We start from the raw sequence: 22,517 nt of genomic DNA on the forward strand, positions 1-22,517 counted from the left end.
TGTATTCCGCCATGTTTTGGTAGAATGCGAAAATGGAAGAATCACTCTCATTCGTTGTCACGCTGGAGGGTGGATTGCCGTCAGTACAGCTGGTTGTGCTGGAGGGATATAGCCACCCTAATCATATTATGGAAATCCCGTTTGGATTGCTGGATTTCCGTGCCCTTGTTCGCAGTGCCCAAGCAACTGGGGATTACTGGATCGTAAATACGACCCTGGATTTGCCAGAATTCCAGGTTGAATCCGCCGTTTTTGTGCGTCATCGTGATGACCGGATACTTTGGGACATCGTTTTTGAGCATTACGAGCCTTTTCTGGATATTGAACTTGCGGATGATGATGGGGAGCCGTTGGATGAGTTTGATGAAAATGTCATTACGTTAAGTTTCAATCCCTTCCAGTATGTCAGCGCTTTGTATCAATTTTGTCAGTTATATCCTCAGTTTAAGCCTGTAACATTTTTACCGAAGCCAGTGGATGATAGTTTGCGATTGGAGCAGTTCCTGCCGCAGTTGCATATTTTATGGCGGCGTTACGGTGAGGCGTCTGGGGCTGTGAGTCCTGATGGGATGTTGGTTGTTGATACGGATGTTTTTGCCAAACAAGCAGAAGAGCAGTGGACGGATGAAGTTTTGCGGGCATTGCTGGAGGCGCGTTTTGGCCGAATTCTAGGGAATATTGATGATTATCTTAATTCCTTACCGGATGAAGTGTTGGCTAAGTTGGAAGCCGATAGTGATAAAATTGAGAGGGCCCTGAGCGAGCGTTGGGAAAAGCTGGTTAATTCGCTGACGGAAGAGGAGGCCGAAGCGCTCGAAAATGACCAAGCCCACAGCAAGTTTCCTAACAGCCTAAAATTACGCCTGATGCGTGAGTTTCTGGCCGGTAATCCTTCTGTGCTATTGGGGCATGCCCATGTTGTGGGGGAAGAAGGCGATAACCCCGATAAAGTCGTCAGTTTGGAATCCTGGAAAAAAGACAAGGATCCTGTTTCAGACCAACAATAGTCCCGCGATTATGAACAGTCCGCTTGCAATGCCACCGCCAATCAGTGCGTAAGGCAATTGGGAGTTAACGTGTTCGATAAGTTCGCAGCCTGTAACCATGGATGAAATGATGGTGGTGTTTGAAATAGGGGAGCAGTGATTGCCAAAAACCCCACCTGAAACCACCGCCCCAATAACCAATTCTACATTGGCTCCGGTTGTGACGGCTAGACTGACGCCAATGGGTAGCATAATGGAAAAAGTAGCCCAGCTTGTGCCTGTGGCGAAAGTAATAGCGCCAGATAATAGGAATACAATGACAGGAATTATGCTGGGAGTAATAATTCCTGTAGCGAGAGAGGCGAGATACTGGCCAGTACCCATGTTTTTGGTTATGTCGCTGATGGAAAAGGCAAGCACAAGAATTAGCACAATGGGCAGCATTTCGCTAAGTCCATGGTAAAAGCTCTTAAACCATTCTGCCCGGTTCATTCCGTTGCCTAAGATAACATACTGCAAAAAAGAAACGAACAAGCTGGCTAGTACGGCATAAAGGACTGAGCTTGGGGCATTGCCTTCCATAAGATTGCCGTGACCGGTGTAATATAACGATATTGGCATCATTCCGATCAGAACAGAGAGCGGAATCAATATTCGGCTAAGATGGGTTCCAGCTGGGGAATGAGCGGGCTTAGTGGGTTTTGCGTGGTGTTCGTATTCACGCATGACGCCTATATCCCAACCTTTCAGGATCACAACTAGTGCTATAATAAGGGTAATCCAAGCGTAAAAATTAAATGGAATCGACCCAATGAATAATCGGGTTGGATTGCCACTCAACATGCCGTCTGTTACTTGGGTCGTTATTAGTCCGATTAACAATGCTCCCCATCCATTCAGGGCAATCAAAGAGCAGGTTGGCGCTGATGTGGAGTCGCAAATATAAGCAAGTTTTTGTTTTGAAGTGCCAAATCTATCACATAATGGGCGGGTTACAGTGCCAGCTGCTAATGATGCGATGGATGATTCGATGAAAATTAGCAACCCAATGACATAGGCAAGCAGTAATGCGCCTTTGCCTGAACGAATGGTGCGACTTCTCTGGGTCAGGAAGTGCAGTAGTCCGGCAGTGCCGCCGCTATCAATCAACAAGCGCATAATTGCGCCCGCCATCAGCGAAAACAGCAAGGTTTTGACAATCCATCCTTCGGCAAATAGGTCAATGATATTGTCCAGGAGTGCGATGATCGTATTCAGTAAATTAAAGTTGTTGACTATTAAATGTCCAGAAAAAATGCCAACCAATAGTGAGATAACAACATCGTGAGACATAATTGCCAATACGATAACCAGTAGGGGAGGTAATACTGACAATGAGCCAAATTCCATTCATTCGTCCAAATGGATCAAATCGGCAGAGCATAACATAATCACGCATTTGAAATAGATAAAACTGTCAGTATCCAGCAACGTCAGCGAAGTGTGTTTGTCTTGTTTGTTTTTGGTAAGCCAATAGGAGGGCTGTTTAAGGTCGAAGACTGCCCATTATTGGGCAGTCCGACAAATTTATACCTCAAAATTTTCTTTTTTTCAGTGTAAGGGCAGATAATAATCCAAGCAGTAAAGCTATAATTGGAAAGCTACCGCCACCGCTGTCATTGCGGGTTTGCACGACAGTCGATGTGTTGCCTGATGAGCTACCGCCTGATGTTCCGCTATTGTTGTCCGTATTGATCTGCCCTCTGTTTTTCAATTGATTAATGACATTTTCAGTAATGCGGCTCACTTGTGTGTCAGATAATCCTTCCGCCCAATCAATGCTCGGCGCAACAAATACTGTACCGCTGTTGGCGGAAGGTTTGAAGACGCCAATCGTTCCCCATCCTTGCCCATTGTAGTTGTTGTATACAACTCCAGGCACTCCAGATGGTGAGTTGTAGGCGTATGCAGGAGTGGTCGCCAGAATCTGGAAGTTGGTTGGTGTCCCATCCGCCCCGGTGACGACTGGTTTGCCATTGGCCATCTGGTACAGTGCGCCATCAACCTCATATCCGGCTATGGCATTGGTGCGCCCAAAAACGTTTCCATTCGACAAGCCGGTATTGGCGAATGCCCAATGAGAGGCATCAGCCACCTTGAATCCTCCATAGGAACCATCATCAGTGGCGCTATTTTTGACATAGTATTGCACACCATTTTCTGTGTAGTTGTGGTAGCCGCCGTGCCTGAAACTGACGCCAGTGGACAGGTTTTCTGGTTTGTTAACGGGATCTTTGAACCAGTTGGTGGTGACTCTGCTGTTGTCTTGGCCATATAGGGGATCAGTGTACGCATTTTTGTAGCAAATCAGATGCTTATAATCAGAACTGAAACGCACCTGCCACCACATGGTATTGCCGCTGAAAATGGCGCCATTGCCACCAGCAGCTAAATAACTATCCCAACTTGCGCGCATCTCTTTGGTCCAGTATTCATTGTGCCCAACCAAAATAACCAGGTTATAGTGGTTTAATAGCGATGGATCCCTTTGCAGGTCCATCATGGATGCAGCTTCATAAGGAATGCTTTTTTTGTCTAGCCAATTGACGAATTCACGGTGTTCGGCCCATTGACCTCTTCCAGTCGGACGTTCCATGGACACCTCAGCTGATGCTTGTCCATTGATTGAGTTGAACGCATACATGGATTTCCCACCGATCGGGGAATAAGCGATTTTGGTGGGCAGGCTGTCAAGCACAAGAATTTTTGAATAATTGCCTGGCTGGTTCGATTTGACTGCTACAAATTCGGAGTAGCTGCCTTTGCCATTATTGAATGAAACCTCGTAGATGCCGCTGTTCCAGCTTGAAGGGATGCCGATAGTATAGGCTGATCCCCAATTCAGGCCATTATAGGTTGTGTTGCCTGGGTTGTAGTTACCGGCCCCACTGAATGAAGAGGACTGAAGGTTTGGATTGTCTTTGCCAGCGCGCTTGATGTAGACATTGAAATTGGATGTGGTGCTGGATACGTGCACTTTCATTTGCCCACCAATCTGGGCACCATCCACTTCAATATAACCACAAATCTCAGTGAAAACATCGCCATTTTTGAAGTCACAAGAAACGGCATGAGCGCCTGATGAAAGCATCAGGGCTAATAGCCCGGATAGTCTGGTTAGCCTAGGTGACAGTTTGTTGGAGGCGGCAGGCCGGTGTTGTGGAGTGTGAATATTAGCCATTGAAATTGTTCTCCTGGATGCGCCTGTTGTTAGGCTTTCCTATGTTCATTGGGGTTATAAGGCCATTTATTGTATGACAAAAGACAAGATTGTGTTAATTAAATGCTGTTCTTTTGTTATTGACACCTACAAGCTGATGAGAGGAGGGGGGAGGCTGGCAAGCTGTCATGGCTTCTGATCGAAGGATGAGAGTGAAGATTTTTTAGGGGCAAGCGCTTGCTCCAAATGAGGGGCAAGAGTAATGAGGAAGTTTTTGTTCAGTGTGGCCCAAATTATCAATGGCGCAATCATGGGCAACAACAGGGTGCCGATCTGATACCCAAGTGCAATCGAGTCAACACCTGCCTGCGAGAGTCCTTGTTGCATTTGAAAGGCTGGGCCGACATCAAAAGTCAGGGTTTTTAATACACTGAAAAACATACTGAAAACTTCTAATGGCAAAATCATTGCCATTCCCCAGGCTAGTTTGCCCCACTTGTTTGGGTCAGGAGTGGCTAGGATTAGAGAGGCTAGCAATGGCAAGCTGTAACTATAGACCAATGGGTTTAGATGGAAGCCCAATACATCCTCTCCTGGAGGGGGGGATGTGACTGCCCCAGTAAGGTCACGTCCGAAATTGGAGGCTAATACCAATGTGTGCCCATCCAGTTTCAACCACATCAGGGCTTCTGGTGTCAGCCAATTCAGCAGTTTTCCGGTTAGCAATGTGATTGGCGCTAGATGCAGGCTGGCTCCCATATACCAGATAAAAAAGGTTAACGGGAAGAAAAGCAAAACTCCCAGCATAAAACGGTGTAGGGGTTGCATTGTCATGCGATGCTCTCGACTGCTTGGCCGTTGTGATCTTGCGGGTTTTCAGCGTTTGGAGGGGAGGGCGGTTGGTTTTCCCCTGGTATATACCGAATCCAGATGAGGAAAACGATCAATGCATCCAGCATAATGAGTGCTTGCCAAATATAAAGATGCGCCCAGTCAAACAATGTTTGGCTCCATTGCCCTAAATAAAACAAGCTGATTATTCGCAATAGGTTCATTCCTTGGATGGCGATGAACCCCCATATTAACCCCTTGATTTTATAGGTCAGTGGGGCAGGAAACGCGGTAATGGCCGCTAGCAAGACAATCATGGCTTCTACGCCATTGCACCCAGGTTCAATGGAAACGGCAAAGCCGTTTAGGGTGCTGCGCACTACTTTGCCGCTGGTTGCGATATTGGGGTCAAATGCCGACATTAGCCAACTGCTGCTATCCGCCAGCAAACTTGTCCACGGTAGGATGATGGATTTTTGTACGGGTTGCAGCATTTCAACCCCAAACAGTGCGCCCTGTATCAACAAGAAAATGAGCAGAAAACGTAACATAATTCATGCACTTTATTTTTATCTGAGCAATTATTTTAGTTGATAGTTGCCTGGAATGGTAGCCCTGATTTTGTAAGGGCAACGCCCATACGGCATGAGTGCTTTTATATCTGGCGTATCGGCACACCCCCACTCATGGGGGACACCTTGCCGCAGCTTCCGCAACGCCGTTTGGTTACGCATTCACTGATCATGATGCTATGGCCAATCCAAAACAAAATAATCCCGCAAACCATGCAGATACTAAAAAACATCCAATTGACGTTCTGCTGATGCTGGAATTGGATATAGGCGCTGCCTGCCCCGATTCCTATCATCAATAATAACGCCACCCACTTGGCGGTGCGCATGAACCGGAATGCCAATGACTGCTCACAATCTATCGTCTTTATGTTAATGCATTTTGTTTGATTATTCATGATCCCGTACTCCTGATCTTACAAGCTGCAACTATGCTTTTTGCTGTGATTGTATCTTATGCAACAATCGTACCACTTCGGATGCAGACTGTATCCTATTTTCTGGGAATTTTGCCAGTAACCCGATAATCAATGACTGATAGTCGCGCAGCTTGTCTGGTAGCATTGGAATTTTTGCAACTGCATGTTTTTTCAGGAGTTCCGTTAGGGATTTCGATTCGTATGGTTTGTGACCGACCAGTAATTCATACAGTATTATCCCTAGGGAATAGAGGTCAGAACGCTCGTCCGGCGGATCCCCCATGATGCGCTCAGGACTGACATAATAAGGTGTGCAGTATATTTCGTCGGTGCGCATGAAACCGGTCGCCACCAAAAGACGGGTTTCTAGGCCAAAATCCAGCAGGGCCAGTGAGCCATCAAGCCTAAGCAGAATGTTGGAGGTTTTCAAATCCTGATGCAGCAAGCCAATGCTATGGATGGCTTCCAAGGCGAGCGCAATTTCTTCAAACCAACGCAATGCCTGTTCTTGTGAGGGTAAGGGCGTGAGCGTTAGGTGACGCCTGAGGGTGTTGCCAGGAACATATTCCATGACCATATAAAGCGCCTGCGAACATACGCCAGCTTCCAGAGGCCTGACTAGCCCACGGTGCCCGAGCAATTCAAGCGCCCAGGTTTCCATCAAGAATTCATCTATCAGTTTTTTATCCAGTTTGGCGGCATTAAATTTGAAACGTTTAATGACAACCTGTAACCCCGTCGGATTATGGGCAAGAAAAATAATGGCGTTTTCGCTGTCATGCAGCACTTTCAAGAATTGATAACCGGGCAAATCAAGCGGATATCGTTCTACAGCATGCTGCAACACTGGGATGCTCCTATTTTATTCATGTTCGCCCTTTTATGTTGGATGCCTCGAATATGGGTAGTGTAGGACATGAACGGCAAATGCGTATGATTCTGCTTCCTGGCTCTGGAAATTGCTTGTGGTATGAATTGACAAACTTACCCAGCTCCCTAATAATTCCGCGTTTTTCCATGGGGGCAAATGCCCTGAAATCCTTGCCTCACCCTTGAGGGGAGGCTGTCAAACCGAAAGGACGACTGTTAATGAGACATTATGAAATTGTTTTTCTGGTTCACCCGGATCAGAGCGAACAGGTGCCTGCAATGGTGGAACGCTACCGGAGCATGGTGCAGGAGAGTGGCGGTGCAGTTCATCGTTTGGAAGATTGGGGCCGTCGCCAGTTGGCTTACCCCATCAACAAGCTGCACAAGGCGCACTATGTGCTAATGAACATTGAATGCGGCGCAGAAACCTTAGCTGAGCTGGAAAGTATCTTCCGTTTCAATGACGCCGTTATTCGCAATATCACCATCAAAATGGACAAGGTCATCACCGAACCTTCGCCGTTGAAGAAAGAAAGTGAAGGCAAACCTGCCCGGCGCATGCGTGAAGAAGAAGTGTCTGATGATGACGAATCATCAGACGGCGATGAATAATTACGGCTGATCTGGAGAAATAATATGTCACGTCAATTCCGCCGCAAAAAATACTGCCGTTTCACGGCTGAAGGCATTACCGAAATTGATTACAAGGATCTCGACATCCTGAAGAGCTTTATTACCGAAACCGGCAAAATCGTGCCCAGCCGCATTACTGGAACCAAAGCCAATTATCAACGTCAACTGGCGACTGCGATCAAGCGCGCGCGTTTTCTGGCGTTGTTGCCATACACGGATCAGCACAAATAAAGTGCTGTAAAAGCTTAACTCACGCACAAATGCATTCTATTTGTGCGCAGACAAGGTGATTAAGATGGAAGTTATCCTTCTGAAAAAAGTAGAAAATCTGGGCGCTCTCGGCCATGTCGTTTCCGTGCGTCCCGGTTATGCCCGCAATTATCTGATTCCTCAGGGAAAAGCCAAAGCGGCCACTAAGGCTAACGTGGACGAGTTTGAAGCTCGCCGCGCAGAGCTGGAGGCGGAGGCTGATGCTACATTGAAAGCCGCCCAAGCGCGCCGTGACCAACTGGCGGATATGGTGCTGACCATCAAGGCAGTGGCTGGAAACGAAGGCAAATTGTTTGGTTCCGTTTCCAATATTGAAATTGCTGAAGCTATCCAGGCTGCCGGTGTTGACGTGGAACGCCGTGAAGTCCGTATGCCGCAAGGCCCAATCCGCCATTTGGGTGAGTTTGAGGTTGGCCTGCATCTGCATACTGAGGTTGATGCCACTGTCAAGGTGATCGTTGAGGCGGAATAATTCTGCCTACATCGTTAACCTGAAAAATTATGCCCCGTAAAGTATGCTGCCTTACGGGGCATTTTTATTTTTATTGAGCATATTTTGTGCGTAAATCATTCAGCATTCTTTCCTCTGATTTTGGTTTTGATTTCCGCTAAACTTGCCAGATGGCAGATTCTTACGATTCACTTAAAATTCCTCCCCACTCCATTGAAGCCGAACAATCTGTGTTGGGCGGGCTGCTGTTGAGCGGGCTGGCTAATGATAGTGCGGCATGGGACACCATTGCTGACAAGGTGATGGAGGGGGATTTCTACCGGCAAGACCACCGTTTGATTTTCCGCGCCCTCGCCGATTTGGCGGAGGATACCAAGCCATTGGATTTGGTGACGGTTTCCGAGTGGCTGAAACAGCGTGGGGAACTGGAAAACGCCGGTGGTTTCGCTTACCTCGCCACCATGGCGAAGGATACACCCAGCGCCGCCAATATCCGTGCGTATGCAGAGATTGTGCGCGAGAAATCCATTCTGCGCCAATTGATCAGTGTGGGTACGGGCATTGCTGATTCCGCCTTTACCGCCCAGGGTCGGCCCAGCAAGGAGTTGCTGGATGAGGCGGAGCAAAAAGTGTTCAAGATTGCGGAGCAAGGTGCCAAACAAGGGCAAGTGTTCAAGCCGCTGAAAAAGCTGCTTAAGGCCACCCTTGAGCATATTGAGGAGTTGAGCAAGCTCAACAGCAATATCACAGGGGTTTCCACTGGCTATGCGGATCTGGACGAAATGACTTCTGGGCTGCAGAAAGGTGACTTGGTGATTGTGGCAGGGCGGCCTTCCATGGGAAAAACTACCTTTTCGATGAATATTGCTGAATACGCCGCCGCCCACAAGAAATTGCCGACCGCCATTTTCAGCATGGAAATGCCCGCCGAGCAATTGGTGTTGCGCCTGCTTTCATCCATGGGGCGGGTCGACCAGCACCGAGTGCGTACCGGCAAGCTGCTGGATGAAGATTGGCCGCGCATTGCGACTGCCGTGAAAATTTTCGCGGATGTGCCCATGTTTATCGATGATAGCCCAGCGCTTTCCCCCACCGAAGTGCGCGCCCGCGCCCGGCGGCTGATGCGGGAACATGGCCAGCTTGGGCTGATTGTGCTCGATTACCTGCAACTGATGCAAACAGGTTCCTCCAGTGAGAACCGTGCGACGGAAATTTCGGAGATTTCGCGTTCATTAAAAGCCTTGGCGAAGGAACTGAGTGTGCCAATCATTGCGCTTTCCCAGCTTAACCGCAGTTTGGAGCAGCGTCCCAATAAGCGTCCGGTCATGTCGGATTTGCGGGAATCTGGTGCGATTGAGCAGGATGCTGATGTCATCATCTTTATTTACCGCGACGAAGTGTACAACCCGGAATCCCCCGACAAGGGTGTTGCGGAAATCATTATCGCCAAACAGCGTAATGGCCCGATTGGTGCGGTGCGGCTCACATTTCTTGGCAAATATACCCGTTTCGAGAATTTTACCCCCGATATGTATACACCGGGATTTGAATAAGCAACGTAAATCGTTACACTGCCTGCATGAAACGATCCGCCCGCGCCATTATTGATGCTTCCGCCTTGCGGCATAACCTGAGCCGCTGCCGTGAGGCTGCGTCCGGCAGTTTGGCGATGGCGGTGATCAAAGCCAACGCTTATGGGCATAATATGCTTAAGGTTGCGGAGACCCTCAGCCACGCCAATGGTTTTGCGGTTTCCTGCCTGCCCGAGGCGTTGGAGTTGCGTCAGGCCCGTTTCATTCACCCGATCCTTGTCCTGCAAGGCTTTAACAGCCTACAGGGGATGAAGGCGGCAGCGGAACACCGGTTGCGGGTTGTTATCCATGACTGGCGCCAACTGGATTTGCTGGATAGCGCCCCTGCTTCCCTCAAGCTGGATGTCGCCTTGAAACTGGATACAGGCATGCACCGGCTGGGTTTTCCAGTGGAGCAGGCGCATCATTTATTTGACCGTCTGAGCAAGCATCCCAATGTCAAGCCTACCCCTTGGCTGATGACGCATATGGCTTGTGCAGATGAGTTGGGTAATCCGCATACGCAACATCAACTGGATCAATTTGCCCGTTATACTGATGGTCTCCAGGCTCCGCGCAGTGTCGGTAATTCGGCCAGCATCCTCGGTTGGCCCCAGACACATGTGACGTGGGTGCGGCCCGGCATTATGCTGTATGGATCTTCCCCATTTGTTGATGGCGACGCCAAGCAAGATGGCTTGGCACCAGCCATGACGTTGGTTGCGCCACTGATTTCCATCCACACCATCCCTAAAGGCGAAAGCATTGGCTATGGCGCAAGTTGGATCTGTCCGGTAGACACCCGCACAGGTGTGGTTGCCATTGGCTATGCGGATGGTTATCCGCGTCATGCGCCTACGGGTACGCCGGTTTGGGTCAATGGCAAGGAAACCCGTCTCCTGGGGAGGGTCGCCATGGATATGATCGTGATTGACCTGACAGGCATTGAGGCGCGGGTCGGTGATCAGGTGGAGTTGTGGGGAAAACACCTTTCTGTTGACCGCGTGGCGCGGGCGGCGGGCACCATCAGTTATGAATTGCTTTGCAATGCAGGCAATCTTTGCATGCATAAATATGTTTTATAAATGAAGTGATCGTTGTCACAGTGACGCATGCAAAAATTTGCCACACTATGCAGTGTGAAATAAATTTAGGCATGGAAGGGCTTCGACATGACAACACAAAAATACAATAGGGTTTCCAGCCGCAGTGAACAGATGAAGCGGGAATTGATTGGGTTGGTTATTGGGGCTACTTTGTTGATGACCGGAATGGCGGTTCTTTTTTCCCAAGTCATTAGCGCAGACAGTCATGCCAGTGCCATGTTTGCGGATGTGCCACCTGACGCTGTTCCTGCTTCCCTTTCCCAACCACTGGCCTCACCACCGCCACCGCCGTCTATCCTTCAGGCCAGCGCATCCCACACAGCGACAGCGATGGAGCTGGCTTCTTTGGATGTGGCTGCGGATAACACAAAAGTTTCTGCCGCAGTTGCTTCTGCCCAAATGGGGAACAGCACGCCTGCCCCACAAGCTGCTGACGTTGCGCCTGCCGCTAGCGCAGAATCTGCGCAAGTGGATGCTGGAGCTCCGCCATCAGATGTGTCAGGTGCCGCCCCTAATGAAACCAATACGCCGCCGGAAGATCACCAAACCCAACAAAAGCCAGGGCGCACCGGCTGGATTTACGCTGGCCAGTTTGCCAATGGCAAGTGGTCGGAACAGGGGTTGAAGCTGGGGGCTGAACTGCCTGCCAGTGGCGGGCGTTATGTCCTGACATGGGGCGCTACCGTGCGCGACAACCCTCCGGGCAAAAAAAGCGGCAGTGGCGCATTGGGCAAAACCATTGGCAATCTGGCGGTAGGTGATGAAGTTGAGGTTGTGCAGGTGAAAAAATCCGGCAGCAAGGGGCATGTCTGGCTGGAAGTGAAAATGTAAAAATTTAATCGGGGTTAATAATGGCGGAGTGGTAGACTTGCAACTATTTATGGCGTGTAAGTGTCCAACCCCGCATGATTAACCTGAGTATCCGCACCAAACTGTTTATAGCCATTTTTTTCGCTTGCCTGCTCACCATTGGCGGAGTGGCGGGAATGGTGCAGTTTAAATTCAAACGCAGTTTCCTGGATTATCTGAATGAGCAGGAAAACCGCTCCCTGACCCAGCTTGAAACCAATCTGGTCAATGTCTACGAAACCTCAGGTGGCTGGGCAGCGTTGGAAAATGATCCGCGCTTGTGGGAATCCTTGTTGCGCTCGGCATTGCGCAGCAGTTTTTTCCCGGCCAATGGGGATGGCGCGGATGATCCGCCACAGCCCCCGCCGCCGCCGCCTTTTCGGGATGAGCTTGAATTTGGCGGTCTTCCCCCGCCCAGGCCGCACATCATGCAGCGGGTCGACCGCTTTGTCAGCAGGATCATCCTGCAAGACGAACATCACAAGCTGATCAAGGGTAACCCACGGCTTGGCGAACCGGATAAGCTGCATGAACTCAAATCGAAAAACAAAGTCGTTGGTTATTTGGGGATGTACCGGCGGCAGCGCTTGACCGAGAAAGTGGATGTGGAGTTTGCCGACCACCTGCAACGCGCCTTGTGGATCATTGGTTTTCTGACGTTGCCAGTGACTGCGCTGCTGGCGTTTTTGTTCGCCCGCCATTTGGGAAAACCTATTCAGGCGTTGCGTAATGGCGCGCGGCAATTGACAGATGGCAATTACGCCCTGCGCATGAAAGCGGCCGGGCGGGATGAATTGGCCGATCTTACCCGTGATTTCAACAAGCTGGCGGAGCGCTTGCAGCAAAACGAAAATTCCCGCAAGCAATGGATTGCTGACATCGCCCACGAGTTGCGCACGCCACTTTCCATCCTGCGCGGGGAAATTGAGGCTTTGCAGGACGGAATCAATCAGCCGGACGCCACTACGTTTGCCTCCCTGCACCAGGAGGTCAGCCATTTGGAGCGGTTGGTGGGTGACCTTTACGACTTGTCCATGTCCGATAGTGGTGCACTCAGCTACCACAAGGAAAAAATTGACATTATCGCCCTGTTGCGGGAAACGCTGGTGTTGCATGGGGGGCCGTTACACGAGCGTGAATTGCAGGTTGACACCATCTGCATCGCGTTGACGCCGGTCTATGTGCAGGGCGACCCGCAACGCTTGCAGCAATTGTTCAAGAACCTGCTGGAAAATAGCCTGCGCTATACGGATATGCCGGGGCAACTGCGCGTCAGCACCCAAATAAAAACTGGCTCGGTGGAGCTTTTGTTTGAAGACTCCCCGCCCGGTGTCCCGGATGAAGCCTTGCCGCGCCTGTTTGAGCGTTTGTACAGGGTGGAAAGCTCCCGTAACCGTGCGACTGGCGGGGCAGGGTTGGGGTTGAGCATTTGCCGCAGTATCGTGGAAGCGCACGATGGCGACATTAGCGCTGCCCATTCGACTTTGGGTGGGGTGGCGATCCGCATACGCCTGCCGATGGAAAATTGATGGACATTCATCATGGATCACATCCTGATTGTAGAAGACGAACCTAAAATCGCTGATTTGTTGCAAAAATACCTGAATAGCGCCAATTACCGCACCCATTGGCTTAATACGGGCCTTGGCGTCAGTGACTGGGTGCGCAATGAGCATCCTACCTTGATTTTGCTCGACCTGATGTTGCCAGGTAAGGATGGCCTGGAGGTCTGTAAGGAAATCCGCCAGTTTTCCCCTGTCCCTATCATTATGCTGACCGCGCGGGTGGAAGAAATTGACCGCTTATTGGGGTTGGAACTGGGTGCTGACGATTATATCTGCAAACCCTTCAGCCCACGCGAAGTGGTCGCCCGCGTCAAGTCCATCCTGCGGCGGTTGCAGGCGTTTTCCCAAGCTGCTGACAGCCACACGGCAAGCCCGGAAATGTCGTTGCTGGAGCTGGATCGTGACCGCCTGTTGGCCAGGTCTGGGGAACAGGAAATCACGCTGACGTTGGTGGAGTTTGAACTGCTGGCCACGCTGTTGCAGCATCCGGGCAGGATTTTCGGGCGTGACCAACTGATGTCGAAGGTTTATGCCGACAACCGCATCGTCTCTGACCGCACTATTGACAGCCACATTAAAAAATTACGTAAAAAACTGGCAGAAATCCTTCCTGGCCAGGAGCTCATCCACTCCGTCTATTCGGTCGGCTACAAATTCGAATCGTGACTTTCACATTGTTTGCACAATTGCGGCAAATTTTGTGCGCAATCCACGCGTAACCTTCACCTTGTCGAAAGCAGCAATATTCTGAGCCGAACTACAAAATCTGCAATTTACTACGGAGCATTTGAAATGAAAAAAGTACTGGTCGTTACGGCATTGGCCGCCATGCTTGGCGCAACTGTGGCGATGGCCGACCATGGTTTTGGCGGTGGCTTTGGCGGCAAGGGTATGGACCGTTTAAAAACGGCGCTGGGCCTGAGTGATGTGCAGGCCAGCCAAGTAGACGTCATCATGCAGGAACAGAAAGCGAAGATGGACGCCCTGCGTGAGGAAACCAACCAGCGCATCCAAGCATTGTTGACCCCTGATCAGGCAACCAAATTTGCGGAAATCCAGCAGAAGCGTCAAGAACGCATGCAAAAAGCCCAACAGCGCATGCAAAACAGGCCTGCGCCTGCTGCGGGCACCACCTTTTAAGTTTTAGTCAGAAGTTCTCTTGGTCTACGTTTGAGTCATATTTCACCTCGCTTGGGGCGGCCTGATGGCCGCCTTTCTTTTTTGTTGCCGTTAATCCGCTTTGTGCGCTTATAGGTCGGGTAATCGCCATCTGACCTTTTTATTTGATCCATATTCCATGCTGATTGAGCTGTCGTGATTTTATTTTCTCGACTTTTTATGCGATGTGCTTTTAATTCTTGTTATTCAGCTATTTGAATAATAAAGGTTATTATTTTGGCAAGGAAGGCAGGTATGACGAATATCACTACGGATAATGATGACGATCTGAACCCGTATCAGGAATATGCCATTGCTGGCGTTGTTATCCTGTTGTTCGGGCTGCTGTATTGGTTTCTGAACTATGGTTGGAATATAGACGCAGAAACTGCCGCCACAGTTAAGCCCGCCGGTCCCTTTGCCGTTGTGGTAGGGCAGGATAAGTTGGAATTCAACGCCGCTGCCCAGGAAACTGCCGCCGCCACTGGAGCGGAAGGAAACGCGCCTGCGACGGCAACGATGGAAAAGGCTGTTCCGCCCGCCGCTTTGCCACCTGCGCCAATTCAAGCCACGCTTGGTTCAGGGCAGAATTCTTCCACGCCTGCCCAGTCGGCGGTGGAAAAAGCTGCCGATAGCAATCCAGTGGCATCAACGCCGGTAGAGCCTGTGGTGGTTGCTGATGCTGCCCCGACAGAGAAGCCCATCCCCGAAACGGCCTTTTTGGATGCAGCCCCAGCAGGGAAGCCCGCCCCCGAAACGGCCTTTTTGGATGCAGCCCCAGCAGGGAAGCCCGCCATCGGGACGGCCTTTTTGGAAGTCACCCCGGTTGACCCTGATGCCTTCAAAGCTGAAGCAGAAACCCATACGCCAGCTCCATCTTCCACTGAGGCTCCTGTTAGCCAGCCTGTGCAGGCAGCAGAGTATAAGCTTCCGGATGGCGGTGAAGTGGCTATTGGCGAAACAGGCTTTGCGGCGGAGCTTTTGCAGGCCATCAACCAAGACGCAGTGGACAAGCCGATCATTTCCGACAAGATCACTTTCAGTAAGGGGTCAGTCCAGTTTGATGCGGCTTCTGAGCAGCCAATCAGGGAAATAGCTGCTTTATTGCATACTTTTCCCAATATCAAACTCCTGATCCGGGGGCATACCGATGAGACTGGCATACCTGGCCGCAATACTGAACTCTCCTTGTTGCGCGCCAATGCGGTGGGCGCGGCATTGGTGAAACTGGGAATTGACCGGCGTCGCCTGAGCATTATGGGCATGGGGGACTTGGAGCCAATCGATACCAATGCAACCGAAGAAGGGCGTAAAAATAACCGTCGTGTTGACGTCATGATCATCCATTAACGGACAATTTGTTGTAAATCTATTCATAAGCAGGAGTGAAACTATGGAAGGATTTTTGTCTTCTATCACCAATACCCTGGGGCCAGCGGCTACCGGCAAGTTGGGGCATGCCCTGATCGGCCTGCTGATCCTTATCGTCGGTTTGGTTGTGGTTGGTTTTCTGGCCGGTATTTTCAGGCGGTTGCTGGAGCGTGTGGGTTTCCTGCAACGCACCGGTTTGACGCACACGTTGGCATCTTTGATCAAGGCGATCATGACGATTTTTGTGTTGATGGCGGTGTTGCAATATTTCGGGTTGACTGATGTGTTGGCTCCATTGAAAGGCATGGTGAACAAGTTCCTGGCGGCGGTGCCCAATATCATTGGTGCTGGTGTCATTGCCTATGCTGGCTGGATGATAGCGAAAATTGTCTCTGAGTTGGTGGGCGTGGGCTTGCACAAACTTGACCGTCAATTGCTGGAGCGGACAGGCAACACTAGCCTGAAAGTGTCCAAATTGGGCAGTTCCTTTGTCTTTGCCGCCATCCTGTTGCCAATTGCCGTGACAGCGTTGGGGGTCTTGAACATCCCTTCCATTACCGGGCCAGCTTCCGACATGCTCAACAAGCTGTGGGCGGCCATTCCCAATATCATTGGCGCAGGCATTATCCTTACCGTGACCTACATTGTGGCCCGATTCGCCATTTCTATCCTCAATGGTGTCCTGGATGGCGTCAATATAAACACCATGCCGCAAAAACTGGGTATCGCCAGCCTGTTCAATGGTTCTTTCACGCCAATCAGGCTGATCGACAATGTGATCATGTTCTTCGCCATGCTGGCGGCGGCGACTGCGGCGGTGAATACGCTTGGCATCGACATCATTTCCAATATCTTCGCCAAGGTGTTGGAATTTGGCGGCGGTATCCTGGTGGGGGGCGTGATCCTGGTGATCGGTTATTTCCTGAGCACGTTGGCCTACAACAAGTTGCAGCTGCTGGGTGCCTCCGGGTTGGCCAACATTGCCCGTATTGCGATTTTGGGGTTGGTGTTGGCGATGGGGCTGCGCGCCATGGGGTTGGCGGACAATATCGTCAATATGGCGTTCGGCTTCACTTTGGGGGCAGTGGCGATTGCGGCGGCTTTGGCCTTTGGTCTTGGTGGCCGGGAGGCGGCCAAACGCGTCACCAATAATTGGGCTGACAAAATCACCCGGATTTAAGCCAGTTTATCCTTCCCCTTCCTTGTCGAGGAGGGGGAAGGTAGGTCTAATGCTTGTTTTTTCAATGTGATCATTTTCGTTAGGAAGCATTTGGGACATAATCGCGCGTCTTGTTCCGGAGCCTTCCTCATCATGCATCCTGTTGTCGCCAGCATCCTGCTTCTGTTATGCAGCAATGTTTTCATGACATTCGCCTGGTATTCACACCTCAAGGAACTTAACCACAAACCTTGGCTGGCGGCGGCGTTGGTGAGCTGGGGAATCGCCTTGTTCGAATATTTGCTGCAAGTGCCTGCCAACCGTATCGGCTATGCCGTACTGACGGTCGGGCAGCTCAAGATCATGCAGGAAGTCATAACCCTGACGGTGTTTGTCCCTTTTGCACTGTTTTACCTCAAGGAACCGCTCAAACTGGATTATCTGTGGGCAGGGCTATGCATGCTGGGTGCCGTATATTTCATATTCCGCGACAAGCTGGGTTAGGTTGTCTGGGAGGGCAGTGGATTAATTTTGTTGGCCTATTTCAGCAGCTCAATATTTTTGAAAGCATCCATTACGCCCATTGGGTTGCCGCTGGCGTCGTATTGTTTGCCATCGCCGATGGTGACGGTGGCCTGTTTGCCTTTGAAGCTGTCTGGCATGGCGGCCGCGCTGTTCCAATCATCACATAATGGGGCGGCACAAAGTCCGGTGTGTTCTTTTCCCTGTTGATCCCGGATGCTCAGGTAGCAGTTGTCGCCGCATTCAAATCCAGTGATTGCGCCGGTAAGTGAACGGGGCGTGCTGGATTCTGTAGGCTTTCCGCCATGGTTTAAACACGTTTTGTCGGCGACGGCATCGGCAAGGTCGCGTGCCTGTTGGTTGGCGTCTTTGCCCGGTTTGACGATGTCAGTGACGCATATCCCGTCCGTGCTGATTTTGCTGACCACCAGATAGGAGGTGATTTTGGTGGGTGTTGCCGGATCTTCGCTGACGTTGTAGCGCACAATCAGGGCGATGGGGTCAGCCTTGCCGCCATTCTGCTGGATTCTCCATTCAGCCTTGCTGCCGAGAGAGGAAAAACCGCTGGAGACAGTAGACCATAATTCAAGCGGGAATTCCTTGCCGTTGGGGGCAATCACATTGAGGGTTTGGCGGAGGTCACCTTCCAGCAGGTCTAACCGGAAGCCTGCCGTACCGAAGCAACGTCCGTGGTAGGAACCCGTTTCGTTATCACTGGATGCAAGGGTTTTACAATCCTTGGCCTCCAGGCTGGTGTAAATGCTGTCCATTGTGGTGGTTGCAGCCCCGGCAGGCAGGGTCAGGCAAGCAGCTAGCGCCATGAGCAAGTTCGGGGAGGTGGACTTCAGCATGCCGTTATCCTCGCAGAAGTGATAATGGCGGTTAGCTTATTCCAGTCTGTGCCCAAAATCAGCGATGAATAATAAAAAGGTTTCTTCGTCTGTCTGGTGGAATGTTGCTTTATGGGAGGCATGCGGGTTTTTTACGTTATGTATGCGCGAATATTTTTTCAGCGTATTGCCGAAATTCGATAGCTGGATTAATCTTCTGCCTACCCGAATTCTCGGGTTCCAAGAGCTATTCCGGCTTGCCCAGTTCCGAACCTAAAAAAGCGGCTGTGCGGCGTTGTTGTCGTAGAGGTGTTTTGTGGAGCCTAATCCTTGTCTGGCATGTGGTGCATGTTGCGCCAGTTTCCGGGTATCTTTCTATTGGGCGGAAGCGGACGCCGCCGCAGGAGGTGTCACGCCAACTGAGCTTACGACAGTGGTTTCCCCTTATCGGGTCGCCATGCGCGGCACTGATCAGGTGCACCCGCATTGCATCGCACTGGCAGGGGAAGTCGGCACCCAAGTCCATTGCCGTATTTATCAGCAACGTCCATCACCCTGCCGTGAGTTCAGGGCTTCGTGGGAAAACGGCGAGCGCAACGAAACATGTGAGCGCGCCCGCGCCCGCTATTCTTTGCCTCCCCTGGCTCCGGCGCTGTCCACTGTAAAATGAATTTGATATTTGTCAATGTATGACTTGATTTACACAGGTATTTGGTATATTAATTGGTCTGCTTAGAAAGTAGCCTAACACAACGGCAATCAGACAATAATGGCTCTGAATCCACTCCACCACCTTGGAGTTCATGGAGCATGGATGTTTCCCCTGTCCTTGCTCCATTCTTCCTTTTCTATCCTTTTATCCGAAGCGGAATTAAATGAGTAATCCCATGGTCTATATCTTTGGAGATAGGAATAGTGTATATCAATAGTCAAGTATTCCGGCAGGTGCGACTGAAAAGCCTGCGCCTGCGGGTTGCTGCAGGAGGAGGATATGCTTGCCCGCATTCACAAAAGTGCTTCAGGTTTTGCTGACCGGCTATGGCAGTGGGGCATTGGCTGGCTGAACGCCGTCCCTCATGAAGAGGATCTCAGTGCGTTGTGCAATTTCGAGTTCCTGGAGCGGGAGGTGCGCCCTGCTGACGTTATCCTGTTCGCAGGCCAGTCGCGCGTCAGCAAGGTTATCCAAAGTGTGGCCTTGTCCCCCTGGACGCATGCGGCGTTGTATGTCGGGCGGCTTAATGACATCCGCGACCCGAAAGCGCGTTCACGGCTGGCGGCGTATTATGATGGCGACCTGGGCGAGCCGCTGGTGATTGAATCCTTGCTGGGGAAAGGTGCCATCGTGACTCCCCTGCGCCAATACCGTAAGGAACACCTGCGCATTTGCCGTCCTGCCTCCCTGACATGGCAGGATGCCGACAAGGTGGTGAATTTCGCCATCGAGCATCTGGGGATGGGCTATGACGTGCGGCAATTGCTGGATCTGGCCCGTTTCATGTTCCCGTATGCGATCCTGCCCCGCCGCTGGCGGTCGAGCCTGTTCCAGCATAATGCTGGGCAACCTACCCACATCGTCTGTTCGAGCATGATTGCACGTTGTTTCCAACAGGTGCATTACCCGATCCTGCCGATTGTCCGCACTGAACAACAAGATGAAGTGAGGTTCTATGAGCGTAATTTTCGCCTGATTACGCCCAGTGATTTTGATTACTCCCCCTATTTTTCCATTATCAAATATCCTGCCTGGAACGTCGGCAGTGAACCTGCCTACCGCACGCTGCCCTGGCATCAGGAGAAGGAGGAAACCCATGAGTTGGCTAACCGAATACCGGCGGCGGCACATCAGCCGTCCGTTGATGCGCTTGATGAAACAACAGCTGCCGCCCATTTCACGCACCGAACAGGAAGCGCTGGACAGCGGCAACGTCTGGTGGGACTCCGAACTCTTTTCCGGCAAGCCGGATTGGGGGCGGTTGCACACGCTGCCCATCAGCAAGCTGAACGCTGAGGAGCAGGCGTTTCTCGAGGGCCCAGTGGAAGAATTGTGCCGCCGTCTGGATGATTGGCGGATTACCCACGAATTGTACGACCTGCCTCCCGACATTTGGGAGTTCCTCAAGCAGCACCGTTTTTTCGGCATGATTATCCCCAAGGACTATGGTGGCCTTGGCTTTTCTGCGTTGGCGCATTCGCAGGTGGTGATGAAAGTCTCCAGCCGTAGCGCAACCGCCGCTGTCACCGTGATGGTGCCGAATTCGCTCGGCCCCGGTGAGTTGCTGATGAAATATGGCACCCAGGCGCAAAAGGACTATTACTTGCCACGGCTGGCGGATGGGCGGGAAATCCCCTGTTTTGCCCTGACCGGGCCGGAAGCGGGCAGCGACGCCAGCTCCATTCCCGATAGCGGCGTGGTGTGCAGGCAGGATTTCAACGGTGAAAAGAACGTGCTCGGCATCCGCCTCAACTGGGAAAAGCGTTACATCACGTTGGGGCCGGTGGCGACTCTGCTGGGGCTGGCGTTCCAGCTTTATGACCCGGAGCATTTGCTGGGCGAACAGGACGGGCTCGGCATTACTGTGGCGCTGATTCCAACCCACCACAAGGGGGTGGAGATTGGCACGCGCCACTATCCGCTCGACATCCCGTTCCAGAATGGCCCTAACCGTGGGCGCGATGTGTTCATCCCGCTGGACTGGCTGATTGGTGGCCGCGAGCAGGCAGGCAATGGCTGGCGGATGTTGGTGGAATGCCTCGGCGAAGGGCGCGGGATTTCCCTGCCTGCGCTATCCACCGGCGCGGCCAAGGTGGCTTCGCGCTATACCGGTGCCTATGCGCGGGTGCGCCAGCAGTTCGGGATGCCGATCGGCCAGTTCGAAGGGGTGGAGGAGCCGCTGGCGCGCATCCTCGGCAACACCTACATCATGGATGCGGGGCGTATCCTGACCGCCACCGCCATCGACCAGGGGCAGCGTCCGGCGGTGATCACCGCCTTGCTGAAATACCAGCTGACCGAACGGATGCGGCGGCTGGTCAATGACGCCATGGACATTTCCGGCGGCGCGGGCATTTGCATGGGGCCATCCAATTACCTCGCGCGCGCTTACCAATCGATTCCGATCGGCATTACGGTGGAAGGGGCGAATATCCTGACCCGTTCGCTGATTGTGTTCGGGCAGGGCGCGATGCGTTGCCATCCGTGGCTGCTGAAGGAAATCCGGGCGGCGCAGGCGGAGGATGACGAAGCTTTCGACAGCGTCTTCCTCGGCCATGTCAGGCACATCCTGGCGAACCTTGGCCGTAGCGTCTGGTATGGGTTGAGCAATGCGGTCTTCGTCACCTCCGGTTCGCCGTTGACGCGCCGCCATTACCGCAACCTGAGCCGCCTGAGCAGCCAGTTTGCCTTATTGGCCGATTATGCGGCCCTGTCGTTGGGCGGCAGCCTGAAACGGCGCGAACGTTTGTCCGGGCGTATGGCTGACATCCTCGCCAACCTGTACCTGTGTTCCGCCGTGCTCAAGCACTTCGAGGATCAGGGCGAGCCGGAAGCGGATCTGCCGCTGCTGGAGTACGCCAGCGCCTTGACCATACATCGCGCGCAACAGGCGATGCTGGCGGCGTTCCATAACCTGCCTCGTCCCTGGTTGGCGAAGACCTTGCGCACCCTGATGTTCCCGTATGGCAAACCGTTCAGCCCGCCCGATGACAAGCTGATCCATCAGGTGGCGCGGCTGGCGTTGGAACCTTCCGCCACCCGTGACCGTTTGACTGCTGGCGTTTATATCACCAATGACCCGGCAGACCGGATGGGCAGGATTGAAGACGCCCTGCACAAGACATTGGCGGCGGCGGAAATCGAGAAGCAACTGCGCAAACTGCTCAAGGAAGGCAAGTTGCAGGCGCATACGGTTGACGAAGCCATTGCGGAAGCGCGGGACAAGGGGCTGCTGGATAAATTCAGCGCAGAACGCTTGCTCGCGGCGCGCAAGGCAGTGCAGAACGCCACCCGGGTGGATGATTTCCCGGCGGAGTACTTTCGCAAATCGGGCAGTTATCCCGCCAATCAGCAAATGAACACTCAATCAGGCTAAACAGGGGAGCCAAAGCCGGGCAGGGCATGTGCCTTGTCCGGCTTTGTGTTGTGGGAAGGCGGATGGG

The 22,517-nt window shown here is 51.9% G+C and carries 22 protein-coding genes and 1 pseudogene; 16 read left to right on the plus strand and 7 right to left on the minus strand.

The features are described 5' to 3' along the window. Nucleotides 1-32 precede the first annotated feature (32 nt). Nucleotides 33-1,007, plus strand: a complete 975-nt coding sequence (locus VSS37_RS20065; RefSeq protein ID WP_324698109.1) for a hypothetical protein — start codon at nucleotides 33-35, stop codon at nucleotides 1,005-1,007. On the opposite strand, the gene VSS37_RS20070 is transcribed toward VSS37_RS20065, so the two are convergent. From VSS37_RS20070 to VSS37_RS20095, 6 genes are all read right to left on the minus strand, one after another. Continuing rightward, nucleotides 993-2,375: a Na+/H+ antiporter NhaC family protein gene (locus VSS37_RS20070; protein ID WP_324698110.1), complete on the minus strand. Its 1,383-nt coding sequence runs from the start codon at nucleotides 2,373-2,375 to the stop codon at nucleotides 993-995. The two genes, VSS37_RS20065 and VSS37_RS20070, sit on opposite strands and share 15 nt — an antisense overlap. Before the next feature lie 184 nt (nucleotides 2,376-2,559). Beyond that, nucleotides 2,560-4,206: a N,N-dimethylformamidase beta subunit family domain-containing protein gene (locus tag VSS37_RS20075; protein WP_324698111.1), complete on the minus strand. Its 1,647-nt coding sequence runs from the start codon at nucleotides 4,204-4,206 to the stop codon at nucleotides 2,560-2,562. 165 nt (nucleotides 4,207-4,371) lie between these two features. Continuing rightward, nucleotides 4,372-5,019: an exosortase H-associated membrane protein gene (locus tag VSS37_RS20080; RefSeq protein ID WP_324698113.1), complete on the minus strand. Its 648-nt coding sequence runs from the start codon at nucleotides 5,017-5,019 to the stop codon at nucleotides 4,372-4,374. Then, nucleotides 5,016-5,567 (minus strand): exosortase H, encoded by a 552-nt coding sequence (xrtH, locus tag VSS37_RS20085; protein WP_324698114.1) that lies wholly within the window; start codon nucleotides 5,565-5,567, stop codon nucleotides 5,016-5,018. The genes VSS37_RS20080 and xrtH overlap by 4 nt, the downstream gene beginning before the upstream one ends. A 104-nt stretch (nucleotides 5,568-5,671) precedes the next feature. After that, nucleotides 5,672-5,986 carry a hypothetical protein gene (locus VSS37_RS20090; protein ID WP_324698116.1) on the minus strand — a complete coding sequence of 105 codons (315 nt, stop codon included), beginning with the start codon at nucleotides 5,984-5,986 and terminating at the stop codon, nucleotides 5,672-5,674. 31 nt (nucleotides 5,987-6,017) lie between these two features. After that, entirely contained in the window at nucleotides 6,018-6,854 is an 837-nt protein-coding gene (locus VSS37_RS20095; protein WP_324698118.1) for a serine/threonine protein kinase, read from the minus strand. A gap of 242 nt (nucleotides 6,855-7,096) precedes the next feature. On the opposite strand from VSS37_RS20095, the gene rpsF reads away from it, so the two are divergent. The 12 genes from rpsF (at nucleotide 7,097) to VSS37_RS20155 (ending at nucleotide 17,514) form a co-directional block, all read left to right on the plus strand. Continuing rightward, entirely contained in the window at nucleotides 7,097-7,489 is a 393-nt protein-coding gene (gene rpsF, locus VSS37_RS20100; RefSeq protein ID WP_324698119.1) for a 30S ribosomal protein S6, read from the plus strand. 24 nt (nucleotides 7,490-7,513) lie between these two features. Further along, nucleotides 7,514-7,741 carry a 30S ribosomal protein S18 gene (gene rpsR / locus VSS37_RS20105; protein WP_324698120.1) on the plus strand — a complete coding sequence of 76 codons (228 nt, stop codon included), beginning with the start codon at nucleotides 7,514-7,516 and terminating at the stop codon, nucleotides 7,739-7,741. 64 nt (nucleotides 7,742-7,805) lie between these two features. Next, nucleotides 7,806-8,252 (plus strand): 50S ribosomal protein L9, encoded by a 447-nt coding sequence (gene rplI / locus VSS37_RS20110; RefSeq protein ID WP_324698121.1) that lies wholly within the window; start codon nucleotides 7,806-7,808, stop codon nucleotides 8,250-8,252. A 149-nt stretch (nucleotides 8,253-8,401) separates the two neighbouring features. Further along, complete coding sequence (dnaB, locus tag VSS37_RS20115) at nucleotides 8,402-9,784, plus strand: replicative DNA helicase (protein ID WP_324698123.1); 1,383 nt, start codon at nucleotides 8,402-8,404, stop codon at nucleotides 9,782-9,784. Between the two features lie 26 nt (nucleotides 9,785-9,810). Continuing rightward, complete coding sequence (gene alr / locus VSS37_RS20120) at nucleotides 9,811-10,887, plus strand: alanine racemase (protein ID WP_324698125.1); 1,077 nt, start codon at nucleotides 9,811-9,813, stop codon at nucleotides 10,885-10,887. Nucleotides 10,888-10,974: 87 nt separating this feature from the next. Beyond that, nucleotides 10,975-11,739, plus strand: a complete 765-nt coding sequence (locus tag VSS37_RS20125; RefSeq protein WP_324698127.1) for a hypothetical protein — start codon at nucleotides 10,975-10,977, stop codon at nucleotides 11,737-11,739. A 74-nt stretch (nucleotides 11,740-11,813) separates the two neighbouring features. Next, nucleotides 11,814-13,286, plus strand: coding sequence for an ATP-binding protein (locus VSS37_RS20130; RefSeq protein WP_324698129.1), 1,473 nt, complete (start codon nucleotides 11,814-11,816; stop codon nucleotides 13,284-13,286). A 12-nt stretch (nucleotides 13,287-13,298) separates the two neighbouring features. After that, entirely contained in the window at nucleotides 13,299-13,988 is a 690-nt protein-coding gene (locus VSS37_RS20135) for a response regulator (RefSeq protein WP_324698131.1), read from the plus strand. Nucleotides 13,989-14,114: 126 nt separating this feature from the next. Next, nucleotides 14,115-14,462 (plus strand): hypothetical protein, encoded by a 348-nt coding sequence (locus tag VSS37_RS20140; RefSeq protein WP_324698133.1) that lies wholly within the window; start codon nucleotides 14,115-14,117, stop codon nucleotides 14,460-14,462. A gap of 273 nt (nucleotides 14,463-14,735) precedes the next feature. Beyond that, nucleotides 14,736-15,830 (plus strand): OmpA family protein, encoded by a 1,095-nt coding sequence (locus VSS37_RS20145; protein WP_324698134.1) that lies wholly within the window; start codon nucleotides 14,736-14,738, stop codon nucleotides 15,828-15,830. A 43-nt stretch (nucleotides 15,831-15,873) separates the two neighbouring features. Further along, on the plus strand, nucleotides 15,874-17,031 hold the full coding sequence (locus VSS37_RS20150) for a mechanosensitive ion channel (RefSeq protein WP_324698135.1): 1,158 nt from the start codon (nucleotides 15,874-15,876) through the stop codon (nucleotides 17,029-17,031). 132 nt (nucleotides 17,032-17,163) lie between these two features. Continuing rightward, nucleotides 17,164-17,514, plus strand: a complete 351-nt coding sequence (locus VSS37_RS20155; RefSeq protein WP_324698136.1) for a DMT family protein — start codon at nucleotides 17,164-17,166, stop codon at nucleotides 17,512-17,514. Nucleotides 17,515-17,549: 35 nt separating this feature from the next. On the opposite strand, the gene VSS37_RS20160 is transcribed toward VSS37_RS20155, so the two are convergent. Continuing rightward, nucleotides 17,550-18,383, minus strand: coding sequence for a hypothetical protein (locus VSS37_RS20160; protein WP_324698137.1), 834 nt, complete (start codon nucleotides 18,381-18,383; stop codon nucleotides 17,550-17,552). A 295-nt stretch (nucleotides 18,384-18,678) separates the two neighbouring features. Between VSS37_RS20160 and VSS37_RS20165 the strand changes: the two genes are divergently transcribed. From VSS37_RS20165 to VSS37_RS20175, 3 genes and pseudogenes are all read left to right on the plus strand, one after another. After that, on the plus strand, nucleotides 18,679-19,032 hold the full coding sequence (locus VSS37_RS20165; protein WP_324698138.1) for a YkgJ family cysteine cluster protein: 354 nt from the start codon (nucleotides 18,679-18,681) through the stop codon (nucleotides 19,030-19,032). A 321-nt stretch (nucleotides 19,033-19,353) separates the two neighbouring features. Next, nucleotides 19,354-19,821 (plus strand): annotated as a pseudogene (locus tag VSS37_RS20170) (YiiX/YebB-like N1pC/P60 family cysteine hydrolase); the annotation flags it as partial. Between the two features lie 349 nt (nucleotides 19,822-20,170). After that, complete coding sequence (locus tag VSS37_RS20175) at nucleotides 20,171-22,450, plus strand: acyl-CoA dehydrogenase (RefSeq protein ID WP_324698139.1); 2,280 nt, start codon at nucleotides 20,171-20,173, stop codon at nucleotides 22,448-22,450. The last annotated feature ends 67 nt before the right edge of the window (nucleotides 22,451-22,517 follow it).

Source organism: Candidatus Thiothrix phosphatis (assembly GCF_035668035.1).
Classification (GTDB): domain Bacteria; phylum Pseudomonadota; class Gammaproteobacteria; order Thiotrichales; family Thiotrichaceae; genus Thiothrix; species Thiothrix phosphatis.

What these genes read in the sequence shown, in the direction of transcription:
- VSS37_RS20130 (WP_324698129.1), top strand. Translation starts at nt 11,814, where the DNA reads ATGATTAACCTGAGTATCCGCACCAAACTGTTTATAGCCATTTTTTTC.
- rpsF (WP_324698119.1), top strand. Translation starts at nt 7,097, where the DNA reads ATGAGACATTATGAAATTGTTTTTCTGGTTCACCCGGATCAGAGCGAA.
- VSS37_RS20080 (WP_324698113.1), bottom strand. Translation starts at nt 5,019, where the DNA reads ATGACAATGCAACCCCTACACCGTTTTATGCTGGGAGTTTTGCTTTTC.
- VSS37_RS20070 (WP_324698110.1), bottom strand. Translation starts at nt 2,375, where the DNA reads ATGGAATTTGGCTCATTGTCAGTATTACCTCCCCTACTGGTTATCGTA.
- VSS37_RS20075 (WP_324698111.1), bottom strand. Translation starts at nt 4,206, where the DNA reads ATGGCTAATATTCACACTCCACAACACCGGCCTGCCGCCTCCAACAAA.
- xrtH (WP_324698114.1), bottom strand. Translation starts at nt 5,567, where the DNA reads ATGTTACGTTTTCTGCTCATTTTCTTGTTGATACAGGGCGCACTGTTT.
- VSS37_RS20135 (WP_324698131.1), top strand. Translation starts at nt 13,299, where the DNA reads ATGGATCACATCCTGATTGTAGAAGACGAACCTAAAATCGCTGATTTG.
- VSS37_RS20150 (WP_324698135.1), top strand. Translation starts at nt 15,874, where the DNA reads ATGGAAGGATTTTTGTCTTCTATCACCAATACCCTGGGGCCAGCGGCT.
- VSS37_RS20090 (WP_324698116.1), bottom strand. Translation starts at nt 5,986, where the DNA reads ATGAATAATCAAACAAAATGCATTAACATAAAGACGATAGATTGTGAG.
- dnaB (WP_324698123.1), top strand. Translation starts at nt 8,402, where the DNA reads ATGGCAGATTCTTACGATTCACTTAAAATTCCTCCCCACTCCATTGAA.
- VSS37_RS20125 (WP_324698127.1), top strand. Translation starts at nt 10,975, where the DNA reads ATGACAACACAAAAATACAATAGGGTTTCCAGCCGCAGTGAACAGATG.
- VSS37_RS20065 (WP_324698109.1), top strand. Translation starts at nt 33, where the DNA reads ATGGAAGAATCACTCTCATTCGTTGTCACGCTGGAGGGTGGATTGCCG.
- alr (WP_324698125.1), top strand. Translation starts at nt 9,811, where the DNA reads ATGAAACGATCCGCCCGCGCCATTATTGATGCTTCCGCCTTGCGGCAT.
- VSS37_RS20175 (WP_324698139.1), top strand. Translation starts at nt 20,171, where the DNA reads ATGAGTTGGCTAACCGAATACCGGCGGCGGCACATCAGCCGTCCGTTG.
- VSS37_RS20145 (WP_324698134.1), top strand. Translation starts at nt 14,736, where the DNA reads ATGACGAATATCACTACGGATAATGATGACGATCTGAACCCGTATCAG.
- rpsR (WP_324698120.1), top strand. Translation starts at nt 7,514, where the DNA reads ATGTCACGTCAATTCCGCCGCAAAAAATACTGCCGTTTCACGGCTGAA.
- VSS37_RS20140 (WP_324698133.1), top strand. Translation starts at nt 14,115, where the DNA reads ATGAAAAAAGTACTGGTCGTTACGGCATTGGCCGCCATGCTTGGCGCA.
- rplI (WP_324698121.1), top strand. Translation starts at nt 7,806, where the DNA reads ATGGAAGTTATCCTTCTGAAAAAAGTAGAAAATCTGGGCGCTCTCGGC.
- VSS37_RS20160 (WP_324698137.1), bottom strand. Translation starts at nt 18,383, where the DNA reads ATGCTGAAGTCCACCTCCCCGAACTTGCTCATGGCGCTAGCTGCTTGC.
- VSS37_RS20155 (WP_324698136.1), top strand. Translation starts at nt 17,164, where the DNA reads ATGCATCCTGTTGTCGCCAGCATCCTGCTTCTGTTATGCAGCAATGTT.